The sequence below is a fragment of the Chloroflexota bacterium genome (assembly GCA_038040195.1).
Lineage (GTDB): Bacteria > Chloroflexota > Limnocylindria > QHBO01 > QHBO01 > DASTEQ01.
Window position 1 is genome coordinate 717,348 of record JBBPIR010000001.1, and the last position, 16,878, is coordinate 734,225.

General features: G+C 67.9%; 16 protein-coding genes and 1 tRNA gene. 8 read left to right on the plus strand and 9 right to left on the minus strand.

Going from position 1 to position 16,878, the window contains the following annotated elements:
- Nucleotides 1–13 precede the first annotated feature (13 nt).
- Complete coding sequence (locus AABM41_03605; protein ID MEK6191396.1) at nucleotides 14–745, minus strand: metallophosphoesterase family protein; 732 nt, start codon at nucleotides 743–745, stop codon at nucleotides 14–16.
- 278 nt (nucleotides 746–1,023) lie between these two features.
- Between AABM41_03605 and AABM41_03610 the strand changes: the two genes are divergently transcribed.
- The 3 genes from AABM41_03610 to AABM41_03620 are packed head-to-tail and all read left to right on the plus strand — an operon-like array spanning nucleotide 1,024 to nucleotide 2,483.
- On the plus strand, nucleotides 1,024–1,470 hold the full coding sequence (locus AABM41_03610; GenBank protein ID MEK6191397.1) for a hypothetical protein: 447 nt from the start codon (nucleotides 1,024–1,026) through the stop codon (nucleotides 1,468–1,470).
- Between the two features lie 20 nt (nucleotides 1,471–1,490).
- A complete protein-coding gene (hpt, locus tag AABM41_03615) occupies nucleotides 1,491–2,045 on the plus strand; it encodes a hypoxanthine phosphoribosyltransferase (GenBank protein ID MEK6191398.1) in 555 nt (184 codons plus the stop codon).
- Nucleotides 2,046–2,048: 3 nt separating this feature from the next.
- A complete protein-coding gene (locus AABM41_03620) occupies nucleotides 2,049–2,483 on the plus strand; it encodes a hypothetical protein (GenBank protein MEK6191399.1) in 435 nt (144 codons plus the stop codon).
- Between the two features lie 167 nt (nucleotides 2,484–2,650).
- On the opposite strand, the gene AABM41_03625 is transcribed toward AABM41_03620, so the two are convergent.
- The 5 genes from AABM41_03625 to AABM41_03645 all read right to left on the minus strand — a co-directional run bounded on the left by AABM41_03625 (nucleotide 2,651) and on the right by AABM41_03645 (nucleotide 8,395).
- Nucleotides 2,651–3,361 (minus strand): ABC transporter ATP-binding protein, encoded by a 711-nt coding sequence (locus AABM41_03625; protein MEK6191400.1) that lies wholly within the window; start codon nucleotides 3,359–3,361, stop codon nucleotides 2,651–2,653.
- Nucleotides 3,361–4,173 (minus strand): ABC transporter ATP-binding protein, encoded by an 813-nt coding sequence (locus tag AABM41_03630; protein ID MEK6191401.1) that lies wholly within the window; start codon nucleotides 4,171–4,173, stop codon nucleotides 3,361–3,363. Before AABM41_03630 ends, AABM41_03625 begins: the two co-directional genes overlap by 1 nt.
- On the minus strand, nucleotides 4,170–5,903 hold the full coding sequence (locus AABM41_03635; protein MEK6191402.1) for a branched-chain amino acid ABC transporter permease: 1,734 nt from the start codon (nucleotides 5,901–5,903) through the stop codon (nucleotides 4,170–4,172). The genes AABM41_03630 and AABM41_03635 overlap by 4 nt, the downstream gene beginning before the upstream one ends.
- A 9-nt stretch (nucleotides 5,904–5,912) precedes the next feature.
- Nucleotides 5,913–6,959, minus strand: coding sequence for a branched-chain amino acid ABC transporter permease (locus AABM41_03640; protein ID MEK6191403.1), 1,047 nt, complete (start codon nucleotides 6,957–6,959; stop codon nucleotides 5,913–5,915).
- 146 nt (nucleotides 6,960–7,105) lie between these two features.
- Nucleotides 7,106–8,395: a branched-chain amino acid ABC transporter substrate-binding protein gene (locus AABM41_03645; GenBank protein MEK6191404.1), complete on the minus strand. Its 1,290-nt coding sequence runs from the start codon at nucleotides 8,393–8,395 to the stop codon at nucleotides 7,106–7,108.
- A gap of 402 nt (nucleotides 8,396–8,797) precedes the next feature.
- On the opposite strand from AABM41_03645, the gene AABM41_03650 reads away from it, so the two are divergent.
- The gene (locus tag AABM41_03650) at nucleotides 8,798–10,237 is read left to right on the plus strand and encodes an NYN domain-containing protein (protein MEK6191405.1); all 1,440 of its coding nucleotides are present in this window, start codon (nucleotides 8,798–8,800) and stop codon (nucleotides 10,235–10,237) included.
- Here the strand turns inward: AABM41_03650 and AABM41_03655 are convergent.
- Complete coding sequence (locus AABM41_03655) at nucleotides 10,234–10,803, minus strand: YtxH domain-containing protein (protein MEK6191406.1); 570 nt, start codon at nucleotides 10,801–10,803, stop codon at nucleotides 10,234–10,236. The genes AABM41_03650 and AABM41_03655 overlap by 4 nt on opposite strands.
- A 206-nt stretch (nucleotides 10,804–11,009) precedes the next feature.
- On the opposite strand from AABM41_03655, the gene AABM41_03660 reads away from it, so the two are divergent.
- Genes AABM41_03660 through AABM41_03670 form a run of 3 tightly spaced genes read left to right on the plus strand, consistent with a single transcriptional unit; the run spans nucleotide 11,010 to nucleotide 12,765 of the window.
- Nucleotides 11,010–12,128: a hypothetical protein gene (locus AABM41_03660; protein MEK6191407.1), complete on the plus strand. Its 1,119-nt coding sequence runs from the start codon at nucleotides 11,010–11,012 to the stop codon at nucleotides 12,126–12,128.
- Nucleotides 12,101–12,406, plus strand: coding sequence for an acylphosphatase (locus AABM41_03665; GenBank protein MEK6191408.1), 306 nt, complete (start codon nucleotides 12,101–12,103; stop codon nucleotides 12,404–12,406). Before AABM41_03660 ends, AABM41_03665 begins: the two co-directional genes overlap by 28 nt.
- Nucleotides 12,403–12,765: a hypothetical protein gene (locus AABM41_03670; GenBank protein MEK6191409.1), complete on the plus strand. Its 363-nt coding sequence runs from the start codon at nucleotides 12,403–12,405 to the stop codon at nucleotides 12,763–12,765. Before AABM41_03665 ends, AABM41_03670 begins: the two co-directional genes overlap by 4 nt.
- Here the strand turns inward: AABM41_03670 and AABM41_03675 are convergent.
- Entirely contained in the window at nucleotides 12,757–13,764 is a 1,008-nt protein-coding gene (locus tag AABM41_03675; protein MEK6191410.1) for an HD domain-containing protein, read from the minus strand. The genes AABM41_03670 and AABM41_03675 overlap by 9 nt on opposite strands.
- Nucleotides 13,765–13,916: 152 nt before the next feature.
- Here AABM41_03675 and AABM41_03680 point away from each other — a divergent pair, with 152 nt between their 5' ends.
- Nucleotides 13,917–16,583 (plus strand): N-acetylmuramoyl-L-alanine amidase, encoded by a 2,667-nt coding sequence (locus AABM41_03680; protein MEK6191411.1) that lies wholly within the window; start codon nucleotides 13,917–13,919, stop codon nucleotides 16,581–16,583.
- A 25-nt stretch (nucleotides 16,584–16,608) separates the two neighbouring features.
- Here the strand turns inward: AABM41_03680 and AABM41_03685 are convergent.
- Nucleotides 16,609–16,684, minus strand: a tRNA-Arg gene (locus AABM41_03685).
- Nucleotides 16,685–16,878: the final 194 nt, after the last annotated feature.

Below are 16,878 nucleotides of genomic sequence, written 5' to 3' on the forward strand. Positions count from 1 at the left end.
TCATGGGGATTGGTCAGCGGCCGTAACTGAGCCGCTCCGCCAGCCAGCTCGGAAGCTGCCGCTCGCGCATGAGCTGCTGGGTGCGCTCGATGTCGTAGTCCACCCGGCGGAACTCCACGCTCCCCGCGTCCAGGTCCAGCACCGCGTAGGAGCTGGCCCGGTTGCCGTCGCGCGGCTGGCCCACGCTCCCCGGGTTCAGCATGAGGCGTCCGTCCGGCAGCGAGGTCTGGCTGCCTGCGGACGTCGCCACCCGGGTCACCGCTCCGTCAGTCGCGGCGTACAGGACCGGGTAGTGGGTATGACCGAACAGGCAGATGCGGGTCGCGAACGCGGCCAGGTTGGCCCGGGCCACCTCGGCTGACACGATGTACTCCCAGATCGGATCGCGCGGCGACCCGTGCACGGCGGTCAGCTCTCCCTCGATGCGACGTTCGGGCAGGGCGGCGAGGTACTCGCGCGAGTCGGCGGTGAGCACGTCCGTCGTCCAGGCGATGGCGGCCGCCGCGGCCTCGTTGAACCAGGTCACGTCCACCAGACCGGCCGCCGCGCCGTCATGGTTGCCCATCACCGCGCGGGCGTCATGCTGGCGGAGGCGATCAATGACCTCGTTGGGCTGCGGACCGTAGCCCACGATGTCCCCGCACACCCAGGACTGGTCCACGGCCGCCAGGGTCGACAGATCCTCGAGGACCGCGTCGAGCGCGACCAGGTTGGCGTGGATGTCCGACAGGACCGCGAGGCGCATCGGCCGGCGAGTGTACGGAAAATGCTCCCTCGGCGCCTTTCGGTCTTCCCGGAAGCGGGCGGTTTCGCGGCCGGCTCTCGCATCGGCCCCGCGCCGTTCCCGGTTACCCATACTCGGCACCGCGGAAGCAGGAACGCCAGTTTCGCGCTCCGCCCCTCTCCGGGCAAGGCAGTTATCCACCAATCCCGCCCGGAAGCCCGCATCTGTGGATAACTCACCCGGCTATACTCGCCTCAGATGGCGCCTCACCCCCTCGGGGCGAGTACGATCGGGACTCGGTGGCACTGCTGAGCGAAACATTGCCACCGCGCTTCGCTCACGACAGCGAAGCCGAATTGGCCAGAGTTCTCGACTTCTACCAGGTCTCGTGGCGCTACGAACCCGACGTCTTTCCGATCTCGTGGAGCCCAACCGGGGCGGTCATCGAGTCGTTCGCGCCCGACTTCTACCTCCCTGAGCTGGAGCTATACGTGGAGCTGACCACGCTGCGCCAGACCCTGGTGCGCAAGAAGAACCGCAAGCTGCGCCTCCTGCGTCAGCTGTACCCCGAGGTGCGGGTCAAGCTCCTGTATGCCCGCGACTTTCGGGCCCTCATGGTCAAGTACGGGCGCCTTGGCTTCCTGCTGGAGATGAACGGGGCCAACCTCAACGGCGCGAACGGCAACGGGGCCCGCGGCCACGGGGCCCGCGGCCACGGGGCCAACGCCAAGGCGACCGCGCGGTGAGCGAAGCCACGGCCACCACCATCCATGCAGACGTGCAGGAGGTCCTGCTCACCGAGGACCAGATCCAGGCTCGGGTGGCCCAGCTGGGCGCCCAGTTGGACGCCGAATACACCGGCCTGGAGCCGGTCCTGATCAGTGTCCTGAAGGGCTCGATCGTGTTCCTGGCCGATCTCGTGCGCAGCATGGAGCTGCCGCTGTCGATCGACATCATGGAGGTCAGCAGCTACGGGGCGGCGACCGAGACCAGCGGCCAGGTGCGGATCCTGAAGGACCTGTCGAACCCCATCGAGGGCCGCCATGTGCTCGTGGTCGAGGACATCATCGACACCGGTCTGACCCTCAATTACCTGCTCCGCTACCTGCGTGAGAAGAGGCCCGCCTCGCTCCGCATCTGCTGCCTGCTGGACAAGCCCGCCCGCCGGCTGACCGAGATCCCCATCGACTACGTGGGGTTCACGATCCCGGACCGATTCGTGGTCGGCTACGGGCTCGACTATGGGGAACGCTACCGGAACCTGCCGTACGTGGGAGTCCTGCGTCCGTCCGTCTACGGGCTCGACAACCCGGAGGCCTGAGCGGTGGACGAGTCCGGTCGGCCGCAGCGGTACCGAGTCCCCATCTTGCTCGGCAGCCTGCTGATGATCGCGGCCGCCTTCCTGCCCTGGTGGCGGGCCGGCGGGGAGCTGGTGAGCGGTGTTGAGCTGCCGGCCTCGAGCGGGATCGGGCTGGAGGGGCCGGGCGTGGTCATCTTCGCGGCGGCCATCCTGTCCCTGGCCCTGCTCGATATCGGCTACGCGCGCGGGCGCTGGGGGTTCGCCCTCGACGCGCCGGGCATCTATCTGATCCTGGGCCTGGCGGCGGCCGCCGCCCTGGTATGGCGGGCCTGGGAGCTATGGTCGGTTTCCTACCTGCCGCTGCCGCAGAACTCGCCGGGGCTCATCCTGGCCATCGTGGGAGTCGGCCTCTTCCTGTACGGCGCGGGCACCGGTGTGGGGACACGGCGCACCTTCTGACGGGCTCAGATTCGGAGCGGCGGAGTCCTAGCGCGGCAGCAGCAGCGGGCTGAGGACGATCCAGCCCGCGACCACGATCACGAGCAACGCTCCCAGCAAGAGCATGGGGCGCAGGTCCGGCCGGTAGGGCGGACCTGACATCGGTCTGTCATCGCCCCCGTATCGGTCTAGATCTCGCCCAGGTAGGCCTGGCGGACCTGCTGGTTGGCCGCGAGGTTCGCAGCGGTGTCGGCGAGGATGACCTGGCCGGTCTGGAGCACGTACCCCCGACCGGCAACGTTGAGCGCCATGGCGGCGTTCTGCTCGACCAGCAGCACCGTGGTGCCCCCGGCGTTGATGTCGCGGATGATCTCGAAGATCTGCTCGGTGAGGATGGGGGACAGGCCCATCGACGGCTCGTCCAGGAGAAGGACCGTCGGGCGGGCCATCAGCGCCCGACCGATGGCCAGCATCTGCTGCTCGCCGCCCGACAGGGTGCCGGCCTTCTGCGATCGTCGCTCGGCCAGGCGGGGGAAAAGGGTGTTGACCCGCTCGATGTCCTTGTCCAGCGGACCCTTCCGACTGAAGGCGCCCATCAGCAGGTTCTCGTACACGCTCATGCGGGCAAACACACCGCGCCCCTCGGGCGCCTGGGCAATCCCCATTCCCACGATCTCGTGCGGCTTGCGGGCCTGGATCTCGGCCCCCTTGAAATGGACGGTGCCCGAGCGGGCACGCGTGATGCCGCTGATGGTGCGCAGGGTGGTCGATTTTCCTGCCCCGTTCGAGCCGATGAGGGTCACGATCTCGCCCTCATCGACCGTCAGCGATACGCCCTTCAGGGCCTCGATGTTGCCATAGAAGGTATGGACGTCAGCCAGCTCGAGCAGATGGGCCATCAGGCGGTCGACTGCTTGCCGAGGTAGGCCTCAATGACCCGCGGGTTGGCGCGGATCTCCTCGGGGGTGCCCTCGGCGATCTTCTCCCCGTAGTCGAGGACGGTGATCCGCTCGCTGATCCCCATCACCACCTTCATGTCGTGCTCGATGAGGAGAATGGTGAGTTGCAGGTCGCGCCGGAGGCGCCCGATGAACTCGGTCATGCGGCGTGTCTCGCCCGGATTCATGCCCGCCGTGGGCTCGTCGAGGAGCAGCAGCACCGGGTCGCTGGCCAGGGCGCGGGCCACCTCCAGCCGACGCTGGTCCCCATAGGGCAGGTTCTTGGCAAGGTCGTGCGCCACCCTTTTTCTGAGGCCAACCAACTCGAGCACCTCATAGGCTCGCTGCTCGAGGGCTTCCTCCTCGCCGCGGATGCCAGGCGTGCGGAAGACGGCTGCATACCACGCGCCGTGGGACCGGACGTGCCGTCCAACCTTGACGTTGGCCAGGACCGTCATGTTCTGGAAGAGGCGAATGTTCTGGTACGTGCGGGCGACCCCCAGCTCCGCAACCTCGTGGGGGGCCTTGTGGGTGATATCGACCCCATCCAGGGTGATGGTCCCCGAGGTCGGGTGATAGATCCCGCTCATCTGGTTGAAGAAGGTGGTCTTGCCCGCTCCGTTGGGGCCGATGATCGAAACGATGGAGTAGCGCGGGATGTCGAAGTCGATGTCGCGGTTGGCAACCAGACCCTCGAAGGTCTTGGTCACCGCGCGCGCCTCGAGCAGGTTCCCGTCGCGGATATCTGTGGCTTCCGTGGCGGTGGCGCTCATGCCTGACTCGGTGCTGCGCCGCGAGTCACCGACTCGTCGCCGAAGGTCCCCTCGTCGTCACCTTCCACTTCCTCACCCTCGTGGAGCTCGCGGCGGCGGGCCACGTCCGGGAAGAGGCCCTCCGGGCGCAGCAGCATCATCAGGACCAGGACAGCCCCGTACACCAGCAGCCTGAACTCGGCGAACTCACGCAGCAGCTCCGGAAGTCCGATCAGGGCCAGCGCTCCAAGGATCATGCCCGGGATGCTGCCCATGCCGCCCACGATGACGACTGCCAGAGCCGTGATCGAGACCTGGATGCTGAAGGCACCGGGAAAGACCGATTGCAGGTGCGTGGCGTACACCGCCCCGCCCAAGCAGCCAATCGCAGCGCCCATGGCGAAGGCGAGCAGCTTGTAGTTGACGATGTTGACGCCAGTTGCCTGCGCAACGTCCTCGTCCTCGCGCATCGCGTTCCAGGCCCGGCCGGTGCGCGAATGCTTGAGCCGCCAGGCGACGAACGCGGCCACCCCGCAGAAGGCGACCAGCGGGTAATAGGTGGCCGCCGGACCGCTGACCTCGCCGATGAGGGGCAACGTGTAGGCGCCCCCGGCGCCGATCATCTCCGGAATGCGGATGATGCCCTGGACCCCGCCGAACCATGGCCGCAGCGCATCCGATAGGAACAGGACGCGGGCGATCTCGCCGAAGCCCAGGGTCACGATGGCCAGGTAGTCGCCGCGCAGGCGGAGGACTGGCGCGCCGATAAACAGGCCCACCATGGCCGCTCCCAGCACGACGATGGGCAGCGCCACCCAGAAGCTGAGGCCCAGCCCCAGCGACGAGACGGGCGAGGTGAGCAGGCCCGTGAAATAGGCGCCCACCGCGTAGAACGCCACGTAGCCCAGATCCAGCAGGCCAGCGAAGCCGACCACGATGTTGAGGCCCAGGCCCAGCAAGACATACAGGCCGACCAGGACCAGCACCTGGCTCAGGAACGAGCCGGCGATCACCGGCAGCGTGTACAGGATGCCGATGACGGCGAGGACCGCCACCCAGGGCACCAGCCGTCGCGCCCCGGGGTCGGCGGCCGCCAACCGCCGACGGACGGTGGCCCGCAGTGGGGACCAGGCGGCCGCGATAGCCGCCCCGATCAGGAAGATCGCGGCTGCCCCGAACACTGACAGACCGTGAGCCACGTACAGCCAGCGCGAAAAGTCGGCCAGGTCGAACTCCAGCAGCCGCGGCCGGAAGAAGGTCTCGACCATGCTCATGAGGATCACCGCTCCCGTGCCGGCCACCAGCGGGCGTCGGATCCGCACCGGCAGGCTCCGGCCGACGGCGGCCAGCAGGCCCAGCCCGGCGGCGGTCACCACGTTGACGACTGCGCCGAGGACGGGTTCCAGCCCGAACCCGATGAACTCCAAGAGCTGCGACGTGACGCGGATCAGCACGTCGCGGATCTGGGGCGACAGCGCGCTGGCGACCAGGAATCCGGCCGCGAACAGCGCCCCGGCGGCAGTTCCGGCGACCAGGCCGGAGACCACTTGGCGCGGGGCCGTTTCCGTCCGGCCCGCGATCCAGTACCCGAGTATGAGCGGTGGGACGGCCAACATGAGGCGACCGAGGGTGAGGTACCCGGTGATCACCTCGCGCTCGAGGAAGGCCTGGACCAGCCCGACGGCGGCCAGGTACAGCATCACCACTCCGCCGACCAGGCCGGCTGAGACGGCCGGGCGAAGGAACGCCATACGGGCCATCTACTTGCCCTCCGGTCTACCGAACAGTCCGTAGGGGCGGAAGATGAGAACCAGCACCAGCACCGTGAACGCAACCACGTCCTTCAACTGGTTGGGCGTGGGAACCCCGAATCCGGTCAGCAGCAAGGTGGGGGCTATCGATTCCAGGACGCCCAACGACACACCGCCCAGCATGGCGCCGATGATGTTGCCGATGCCGCCCAGCACGGCAGCGGTGAAGGCCTTGATGCCCGGCAGGAAGCCCATGAACCAGTGCACCTGATTGAAGACGATGCCGTACAGCACGCCCGCCACCCCGGCCAGGATGCCGCCGATGGCGAAGGTGATCACGATGGTGCGGTCCACGTCGATGCCCATCAGGGCGGCGGTGTCCTTGTTCTCGCTGACCGCCCGCATGGCACGACCAGTGCGGGTGCGCTCCACGAACCAGTACAGAAACACCATCATCAGGATGGCGCCCACGATGACCACCACCTGGGTTTTCAGGAACGGAATCCCCGCGATGTCCACCGTGCCCACCAGGGAATCGATGCGGGGCCACGCCCTGGCCAGCTCACCGTACAGACCCCGCACGCTGTTGCTGATGAACAGCGAGGCACCGATGGCCGTGATCAACGGCACCAGCCGCGGGGCGCGTCGCAGCGGCCGGTAGGCGATCCGTTCCAGAATGAGCGCCACGATCATGGCGCTGACCGCAGACACCGCCACCACGATCACCATGCCGATGATGGGGTTGCTGTTCAAGAAGCCCGCCTGGGCCAGGGCGTCGGCCACGAAGAAGGACGTCATGGCGCCGAACATGAACACGTCGCCATGGGCGAAGTTGATCATCAGCAGGACGCCATAGACCAGGGTGTAGCCCAGCGCGATCAGCGCGTAAATGCTCCCCTGGGTGACGCCGAAGATGACCAGGGAGCGCCAGTCCTCAAACGTCAGCAGACCCTGCTGGAGGGTCAACCAGCTGCCCACGGCAACAAACAGGATGATGCCCCCGCCCAGCGCCCACAGGAGCAGGTTTACCAGCGAGATCCGAGCGGGGCGTCTCACCAGGGGTCTCTCCTCCCGGCAACAGACAGGGCGATCGTTCGAAGATTCGGGCTGTTCGGGTGGCTTTGGTTCCGCGGACTATACAGAGGGCGGGTGAGCCGTTGTCGGCTCACCCGCCCGTGAGGTTGCGGAGGTTGCCTCGAGCCTTATGGCTCTCGCGTGCTGAAGACCGGGACGAAGACGCCATCCTCGAGCTGGTCGATCGAAATCTCCCGAGCCCCACAGTCACCGTTCTCGTCGCAGGTCAGGGTTCCGGTCAGACCGGGGTAATCGGTCAGGCCGGCTACGTACTCGCGGATCGCCTCCTTACTGAAGTAAGACGTGCCATCCGCGTCGTCTCCAACGTGGGCCGCCACAATTGCATCCATGAGGATGTTGTAGGCGTCGTAAGCCTGGCCGCCGTACGGAGCCAGGACGGTCTCGGTGCCCGACAGCGCGTAGTACGCCGGCAGGAATTCGTCGATGTACCGGCCGCCGTAGTTCAGGTCCGGCCCGGAGAAGTACATCCCGATCTCCTGGGCCAGGTCGCCGGCGCCCTTGATCATGGCGCCGTCCTTGACGCCGTCCGCACCGAACATGATCGTGTCGGCCAGGCCCGGGATTTCCTGGGACTGGGTGACGAAGAGCGGACCCTCGGGGCTGAAGATCGGCAGGAAGATCACCTCAGGGCTGTTGGCGGCGATGGTGGTCAGCAACGCGTGGAAGTCCGTGTCGCCGACATTGATCCCGTCTTGGGATGTGGTCTCGCCGTCGCACTGTTCGGCGAATTGGTCCACCGCCACCTGCTGCAGCTCCTCCGCATACGGGCTGCCGTCATGGATGGTGGCGATTGTGGTTACACCCAGTTCCTCGCACAGGAACTTCGCCACGGCCGAGCCCTGGAAGAAGTCACTGTACGCAGTGCGGAAATAGAACTCGCCGCCGTAATTCGCGTGTCCGGGTTGGGTCAGGCTGACCGCCGTGTTGGACGGCGAGATATTGGTCAGGCCTGCAGCCTCGAGCACCGGCATCATCGGGACCGCGGTCCGTGAGCAGGTGGTGCCCATGACGCCCAGGATGGCCGGATTGGCCACGATCGACTCGGCGGCCGTCTGGCCGGAGGCCGCGTCGCCGCAGCCGGCGTCCTCGTGGATGACTTCCACGTCTCGGCCGAGCACCTGGCCACGCTCCTCCTGAGCGACCTGAATCCCGAAGTTGGCGTCGTTGCCCAGGAAGGCCACGGCGCCGGTGATCGCCAGCGCGCTGGCAACCGTCAGCGGCTCACCCGCCGGGACCTCGACGCAGCCAAGCTCAAGTGCCTCGCAGGCGGCGACCGGATCTACGGCCCCGGTTGCTGCGGCGCTCTCGCTGGGGCTTGAACTGGCGCTCGCTTGACAAGCGGCCAGGATCAACGCCAGCACGAAAAGGCCAGCGCTCGATCGTAGGGACTTCTCCATCCAATCCTCCTCCAATTGCTTCCGGGGTGACGCGCAGCGCCACGCCACGGAGCGTGTATGCCCGGGCATCATACGAGCGCGTTTACACGTGCGCAAGGTCGTGACCCGGGCACTCTTGATATGGCCGACCGTCGGCAGCGAGTTCAGTTTGGCCGCGGGAAAGGCAACTTCCTGGCCTTCGAAACGGCCTCACCCAAGGGGCGTGGTATCCTGTTGCCCTAGGCCTCCCACGCGGAGATGTCCGATCCCTCGCCGCCGCAGAAACCCAAGCGGGTTCGCGAAGCGAGGGTGCCGCCGAAGCCGCGCCACCCATTCCGGCCTCAGTCCGGGAGCGTGGGTCGAGCGCGAAGGCAGCCGGAACTTCACGAGGTGGCCACCACCATTCACTTAGGAGAAGCTCACTTGAGCAAGAACGTGGCCGTCTTTGTCGACGTTGCCAACCTCTACTATGCTGCCCGCGGGCAGGACGTCGACGTCGATTACGTGGCGCTGCTGAAGCACGCCACCAAGGGGCGCGATCTCATTCGCGCCTACGCCTACTCGGGGCTTGATCCCGAGAACGAGAACCAGAAGAAGTTCCTCGATTTCCTTGGCAAGAACGGCTACAAGGTCGTGGCCAAGGACATCCGCAAGTTCGGCGACGGGCGGGTCAAGGCCAACCTCGACATCGAGCTCGTGGTCGACCTCTTCCGCCTGGCCGATCGGATGGACGTGGCCGTCATCGTCTCCGGGGACGGTGACTTCGCGCCCGCCATTCGCGCCCTTCAGGACGAGGGTGTCCGGTGCGAGGTGATCAGCTTCAAACCGAACACCAGCTCCGACCTGTTCGCTGTCGCCGACGAGTTCGTGGACGTCATGAAGATCAGCGCCATCAGCCGCCAGAAGGATGCCAAGGGGGTTCCGGCACCCGAGATGCCCGCCAAGGAGGTCAATCCCGACGTCGGATTCCGCGAGGCGTCGCCCTCGGTTGCCGCTGCAGCCATGGCAGCCATTCGAGCCGACGGGGAGGACGCCGGGAGTGCCGGCCGCGGACGAGTGCGGGCGACCGGGATACGCCGATCGGAACGACCTTCGCGCCCCACCCGCGGAGGGCGATCCCGCACCACTGACAAAGAGCCCATTGCGATCACCGAGCCGCCGTCTGCGACCGATGGCGGCGCGCCCGTGGCTCGTGGGGCTGCCGACGACACGCTGTCCGAAAGCGCTCGTCGGCGTCGTCGACGCGGGGGTCGGGGACGGGGGCGCCGCGGGCGCCGCGGGGATCTTCCCGATGCGTCATCAGCCTCGGCCGCGGCTGACGCCGAGCCCGCCGAGATCGGCTGGCAGGAAGTCGACAGCATCGAAGAGCTCGAAGGACTCGGATCCGGCGAAGGCCTTGCACCGGAGCGGGAATTTGAATTCGAGGAGGCCGATGCGGCGACGCTGGCCGAGCTCGGACTGAGCAGTCAGCCCGCAGGCGTCTCGGGAATCGATGGGACCGATGTGCCCGCCCAGCCCGCCGAGGCAGAGGCCACCACGGGTTCGGCCGTCACCCGGAAGCCCCGCACGCGCAGGCCCTCGACCCGGGCCGCGGGGAAGCCAGCGGCAGAGCCGGCAGCCAAGACAGCTGCCAAGCCCCGCGCGCGATCAACGAGCAAGGCTGTCACCCAGGAGCCGGCCGGCACCCGCAGGAAGGCGTCTGACTCGACAGCGGCAGCCGCGAAGCCGCGCGCCTCACGGACCACTCGAAGCAAGGCCTCTCCGGAGCCCACCGAGGCCTCGGACGAGGGCATCTGGAAGCGGTTCACCTCGGGTCGCAGCACGCGCAAGCGTACGACGCCCGAACCCCCCACCGAGGGTTAGGTCTCGGATTCGACCTCGCTGGCCTCGGGGACGGCACCCGTCCCGCCCTTACCGTTGGTTGACGGTGTGCTGACCGGCATCCACTCGCCGGCGGCTTCAGCCGCTTCGCGCGCCCTGCTGACGAGATCATCACGCGTCTCGCGGCCGGGCTTGGGTGCCGTAAGGATCGCGACCAGGGCGCCGGTCAGTGCGCCGATCAGGATTCCGGCGAAGAACGAGCCCCAGTGGCGGTCCTGGCGCGGGCGGAGACCAAGCTCGCTGGCGGCTTCTTCGATCAGCTGACGGCCGGCCGGGACGGCTGCGCCAGCGGCCCCCAGGGCGACGGTACGCCGGTTCCAGGCTCGCCGCAGCCCGGGCCGGATGTCCTGGCGCCAGACCTTACGAGACCACTTGCCCACCTGGCGTCCCTGGCGCTCGATCGTGCGCGCGACTTCTCGACGAACGGGCTGCGACTCACGCCAGGCGATGGATGCGCGCTGCGCGGCCTCTTCGGCTGCCTGGGCGATGGCATCCGCGAGTGCCTGGCCACGCTGCGCCACCTCGTCCGGCACGTCTTTCTGGGCCATGCGATCCATGAAAGCCTGCCACTCGTCGGGCAATCGCAATCTGTCCGACGTCGATCCTGTTGTCCCCTTGCTGCCCATCGCCGACCTCCTCGAGCGCTTCTGGTGTGTCTTCGGCCCAGTATGCCACTGACCGCCTGGCCGCGCCTCTGGGCGTGCTCTGGCGCGCCCATCCTGACTGCCCGCTTACCCCGCCTATACTCGCCGCCGTGAGTGTCGACGTCGCCGGTTCGGGGTTTTTGACCGTTGGTCAGCCGGTGGCTGAGCGACTCGCCCGGCGCACGCTCCTGGGCGGCGACGGCCCGGCCACACTCCTGGTCTACGGCTCGCCCGGAGCCGGCAAGGGACCATTCGTCGACGACCTGCTGGCTACTGCCCTGTGCGAGGCGGCCGATCCCGACCAGCGCCCGTGCAACGTCTGCTCTGGCTGTCGGCGGGCCCGTGCCCGAACCCACCCGGACCTGGTCCTCGCGTCACCCGAGCGCTGGAGGGATGACCGTGCGAGCGGCGAGAGCATCGTGGGGGCGGCGCGGCGATGGCTGGCGGAGGTTGCCGGAGCGCCAATCGCCGGGCGCTGGCGGGTGGTGGTGATTGAGCGCGCAGACCTCGCCAACGAGCAGATTCAGAACGCGCTGCTCAAGGCGCTGGAGGAACCCGGCGATCGGCAGCTGTTCATCCTGGTGGCCGACGACGCCGGCCGGCTGCTGCCGACCATTCGCTCCCGCTGCCAGGCTCTGCGCCTGGCCCCGATTGCGCAGGACGCGCTTGCAGCCTGGCTGGTCGAGCGCGAGGGGCTCCCAAGGGAGCAGGCAACGGCGCTGGCTCGCTTGTCCGGCGGCCGTATCGGCCGCGCCGTGGGGTATGCCCGCGCACCCGAACGCGTGGACTGGCGGCGACGCACGCAGCATGAGCTGCTCGCGCTCCTGGAGCGTGGCCGCGCCGATCGGCTGGCGGCGGTGCGCGAGCTCCTGGACGATGCCGCGCGCCTGTCACTGGGGCCCGATGACGCCACTGACCCGGCCACGACGGAAAGTGGCGGCCGAACACCCACGGGGGTTCAGCGCGCGGCGGCGCTCGCCATCGTCGAAACCTGGGTCGATTTGGCGCGCGACCTGGCGGTGGCCGCCGCGGGCTCGCCGCACTTGGCCGTCTCGGAAGAACTGCTCCCCGAGCTGCCGGCTGCGGCGCGGCGCCTCGGACCGGACGAGATGGCTCGTACGGCCGCCGCCCTGGAGCGCATCCGCGACGCGCTGGAGCTGAACGTCAGCCCTCGCCTGGCCCTCGACGTGGCCATGCTGGAGTGGCCCTCGGTCGCCGCGCGCGGGTGAACCCGCAGCGCCTGACGGCCCGGGTCATCGGCCGCGTCCAGGGGGTCGGGTACCGCTGGTGGGTGGTCGACACCGCCACGCGGCTCGGCCTGGTGGGTTGGGTCCGCAACGCCGACGACGAGCGTGCCGTAGAGCTGATCGCCGAAGGCGAGCCGACGCCGCTGGACGCCCTTGAATCTCAGCTCGACCATGGCCCCGGAGCGGCGTGGGTCGAGCGGGTCGAAGCCAGCCGCGGACCGGCATCGGGGGGCATGACCCGGTTCGAGGTTCGCCGGTGAACTGGCGGGCGGTCGGCTGCGCAGTGCTCGCTGCGGCCGTCTTCGTTGGGCTGGGCCTCTGGAGCCTGCAGATGGCGATCGGGCGCCCCGGCTGCCCGGAAACGCTCCTGTGGGGCGATCGCGTTTACACCGCGGCCGGGGATCCGACTGCGGATCCGGTGGTCGGCGGCGGAGAGCCCGTCCCCCTGGGGACGACCCTCGTGGGCATCGTGTCGCGCGAGGTGTACGGCCCGCCGGGCAGCGCCCCGTCGCCGACTTCAGAGGATCGTCCGGACGAGATTGCGCTCGAGTGCGGCGACGGCACCTTCGTGAGCTACGAGTTCACATCCGTGGCGCCGACGACTCCTCCGTCACCCTAATCGCTCGGCCGTCACGCCAAACAGCCTGTCGGAAGCCGTCTGGGCGTATCGGTCCGTCATCCCGGAGACGTAGTCGGCGACCTGGGTCACCAGGTCGGCATCGGTATCCCGGTAGGACGCCGGGAGCTCGTCGGGGTGGGCAAGGTGGTGGTCCATCAAGCGGCGCAGGAGGCGGACGGCCACGTGCTGCTGAGCCGCCTGCTCGGGGCGCAGGTAGACGCGCGCGAACATGAAATCGCGCAGCTCATGCATAAGGGCAAGCGTGTCCGCGTCCATCCCGATCGCGCCCGCACGCAGGCTCTCGTCGATAACGGCGGTGATGAGCTCCCCGATCCATTGCCGTCCCGGCGGCCCCAGTCGCTCGATCAGATGCGGGGGAAATTCGGTCTCGGCCAGGACCCCGGCCCGGAGCGCGTCAAGCGCGTCATGGCTGAGGTATGCGATTCGATCCGCATAGCGCACGCACAGGGCCTCCGGCGTCTGCGGCGGAGGCGTGATCTTCCAGGTGTGGGCCCGAATCCCGTCGCGCACCTCCCAGGTCAGGTTGAGGTCCTCGAGGACTTCGAAGATGCGAACGCTCTGCGCCGCGTGATGCCAGCCCGCGGGCGGGAAATACGGCCCCAGGGCCTCCTCGCCGGTGTGGCCGAACGGAGTGTGGCCCACGTCATGACCCAGCGCGATCGCCTCCGCCAACGCTTCGTTGAGCCCCAACGCGGCCGCCAGCGAGCGTGCGATCTGGGCCACCTGGAGGGTATGTGTCAGGCGCGTGACGAAATGGTCGCCCTCAGGGTTGAGGAAGACCTGTGTCTTGTGCTTCAGCCGTCGGAACGCCTTGGAGTGGATGATCCGATCCCGATCCCGCTCGAAAGCGGTGCGGAACGGGTCCGGTTCCTCGGGTCTTGCTCGGCCGCGGGAGCTGGCCGATCGCGTGGCAACCGCTGACAGCCGCTGCTCCTCGGCTTCCCGGGCCAGCCGGTCTCGGCGGATGAGTTCTGCCACATGACCGATGATGGCGGATGCTGGCAGGTCTCCGCCTGAGCTGAGGGCTGACAGCCCGATGGTACTGGGCAGACCGGGTCAGGGCGGATCGCCTCACGGGTGAGTAGGGTGGAACAAAACCCCGCCAATCCGCTGGAGGCCTCGTCCACGGCATGCATCTGAAGTCCGCTTTGCACCGCCCGCTCCTTGCCGGCCTCGCCATGGCGCTGGTCATGACTGGCCTGGCACCGGCGGTACCCGCGGACACGACCGGCTCGATCAGGGTCCGTACCTCGGAATCGACCCACGGGGTCGATGGGAGCTACGACTTCTCTATCGCGGCGGGCACGACGCACATCGTCATCCATTGGTCGGGCCATAGGGACGCACATGTAGACGCGGCGTTCAGCGCCGATGGAGCTGTCTTCTCAGAGCCGTCCCACGTCCACATCGACGAGTTCGGAGCATCCAAAGCGGACGGCGAGACTTACGGCTCGGTGATGACCGTAGGCGGCATGCGGGCGGTCCGCGTGACGGCCGATGAAACCCTCCCCAAGGTCACGGTTCTCGCCATGGACGCGGCTGGCGAGACCCAGGCGTCATTCGGGCTGGGGGCCGAGGCGGCCGCGCTGAGCACCATTCCCGGAGTCATCCCACGAAGCGGTTGGGGGGCCGACGAGTCCATCCGATTCGACAGCCTGGGGGAGGAGCGCTGGACGCGCGCGTTCTACCCCCTTCAGAAGCTGGTGGTCCATCACACGGCAGGCGCGAACAACGATCCGAACCCGGCAGCGACTGTCCGAGCCATCTACCATTTCCACGCCGTCACCCTGGGCTGGGGCGACATTGGTTACAACTACCTGATCGATGAGGCCGGACGGGTGTACGAGGGTCGGTACACCCGGGACTACTGGAACGGCACCATCCCGACCGGGGATGACGAGGCCGGGGACGTCGTTGAGTCCGGCCACGCGCTGCATCACAACCCGGGCAGCATGGGGATCTCACTGCTCGGTAACTTCACCTCGCAGCTCCCCACACCTGCGGCACAGGCATCCATGGTGCGGATGCTGGCCTGGGCGTCCGCCGCGCACGGTATCAACCCGACCGGTAGCAGCACGTACGTCAACCCGGCGACCGGGACGACCATCACGACCATGAACATCACCGGCCATCGCGACTACCAGAACACCGGGTGCCCCGGCTCGCCCTATTACGCACTCCTTCCGTCGATCCGGAGCGCGGTGGCGGCGGAGATCGCCAATCCGCCCCTTGAAACGTACAACCCGGCGCGTCCCCTCTATTTCGCCGCCGGCGCCTATGTTGGCCGGCAATTCAACGCCGCCGGAGGGATCACAGCCTCGTTGCCGTACACGCTCGGCGCGGCCTCGTGGGCTCCCACGAACCAGAAGAGCCCGATCCCCAACCAGGGCGGGAACTGGTACTACATCACGGCCGGGATCTGGGCCGGTTATTGGATCCAGGAATCGGCCGCGACCACCCTGGGCAATGCGCCGCCGGCACCGGTGGCCGAGTCCTATTTCCCCTGGCGTCCCGTCTCCTTCGCCGCTGGCGCTCACGTCGGGTACAAGTTCGATACCAATGGGGCGATCATCGCCTCGCTGGCGTACACGCTGGCCAGCGATTCCACGGCGCCGACGACGGAGAAGAGCACGATCCCCAACCAGGCCGGGAACTGGTTCTACATCACCGCTGGAGTGTGGGCCGGGTACTGGATCCAGGAGTCGGCCGGCACGACCCTGGGCGACATACCACCCCCGCCACCGCCGCCGGTGGTCGAGACGTACGACCCGCCGCGCCCGCTGTACTTCGCGGCCGGCACGTACGTCGGTCGCCAGTTCAGCGCCAACGGGGCGATCACCGCCTCGTTCCCGTACACCCTGGCCAGCGGCTCGAACGCGCCCACCAACCAGAAGAGCACGATCCCCAACCAGGCTGGGAACTGGTACTTCATCACCGCTGGGGTGTGGGCCGGCTACTGGATCCAGGAGTCCGCGGGCACGACCCTGGGCGACATACCGCCCCCGCCACCGCCGCCCGTGTCGGAAACCTTCGACCCGCCGCGCCCGCTGTACTTCGCGGCGGGCACCTACGTCGGTCGCCAGTTCAACGCGGCCGGGACGATCACGGCCTCCAACCCGTACACCCTGGCCACAGGCTCGAACGCGCCGACGAATCAGAAGAGCACGATCCCCAACCAGAGCGGGAACTGGTACTTCATCACGGCCGGTGTGTGGGCCGGCTACTGGATCCAGGAGTCCGCGGGCACGACCTTGGGCGACGTACCGCCCCCGCCACCGCCGCCCGTGTCGGAGACCTACGACCCGCCGCGCCCGCTGTACTTCGCGGCGGGCACGTACGTAGGTCGCCAATTCAACGCCGCCGGAGGGATCACGGCCTCCAACCCGTACACCCTGGCCACGGGTTCGAACGCGCCCACCAGCCAGCGCAGCACGATCCCCAACCAGGCCGGGAACTGGTACTACATCACGGCTGGGATCTGGGCCGGGTACTGGATCCAAGAATCGGCCGCGACCACCCTGGGCGACATACCACCCCCGCCACCGCCGCCGGTGGTCGAGACATATGACCCGCCGCGCGCGTTGTACTTCGCGCCCGGCACGTATGTCGGTCGCCAGTTCAACGCCGCCGGAGGGATCACGGCCTCCAACCCGTACACCCTGGCCACGGGATCGAACGCGCCCACGAACCAGAAGAGCACGATCCCCAACCAGAGCGGGAACTGGTACTCCATCACGGCCGGGATCTGGGCGGGGTACTGGATCCAGGAGTCGGCCGGCACGATCCTGGGACCTTAGACTCGGAGACCTTTGCAACCGGTGATGGCGCGCCGGACAGGATTCGAACCTGCGACCTCTGGCTCCGGAGGCCAACGCTCTATCCACTGAGCTACCGGCGCGCGGGGGTGCCGAGTCTAGCGGATAGGTGAAGGCCCCTCCGAAGAGGGGCCTTCATTTGCTGCCGGATTCGCTAATCGCTGGGGCATCTTTCACGCGCGGTTGCCCGCACTACCCTTACCCAAACCTACCCATGACCCTGCGATCAGTGGTGAATCGCTGTGCGAACAGCGAAGCAATCATATCCGACCCCCCA

Excerpts from the sequence above, each read along its gene's own strand:
- AABM41_03630 (MEK6191401.1), bottom strand. The coding sequence starts at position 4,173 with ATGAGCGCCACCGCCACGGAAGCCACAGATATCCGCGACGGGAACCTG.
- AABM41_03680 (MEK6191411.1), top strand. The coding sequence starts at position 13,917 with ATGCATCTGAAGTCCGCTTTGCACCGCCCGCTCCTTGCCGGCCTCGCC.
- AABM41_03645 (MEK6191404.1), bottom strand. The coding sequence starts at position 8,395 with ATGGAGAAGTCCCTACGATCGAGCGCTGGCCTTTTCGTGCTGGCGTTG.
- AABM41_03655 (MEK6191406.1), bottom strand. The coding sequence starts at position 10,803 with ATGGCCCAGAAAGACGTGCCGGACGAGGTGGCGCAGCGTGGCCAGGCA.
- AABM41_03635 (MEK6191402.1), bottom strand. The coding sequence starts at position 5,903 with ATGGCGTTCCTTCGCCCGGCCGTCTCAGCCGGCCTGGTCGGCGGAGTG.
- AABM41_03625 (MEK6191400.1), bottom strand. The coding sequence starts at position 3,361 with ATGGCCCATCTGCTCGAGCTGGCTGACGTCCATACCTTCTATGGCAAC.
- AABM41_03605 (MEK6191396.1), bottom strand. The coding sequence starts at position 745 with ATGCGCCTCGCGGTCCTGTCGGACATCCACGCCAACCTGGTCGCGCTC.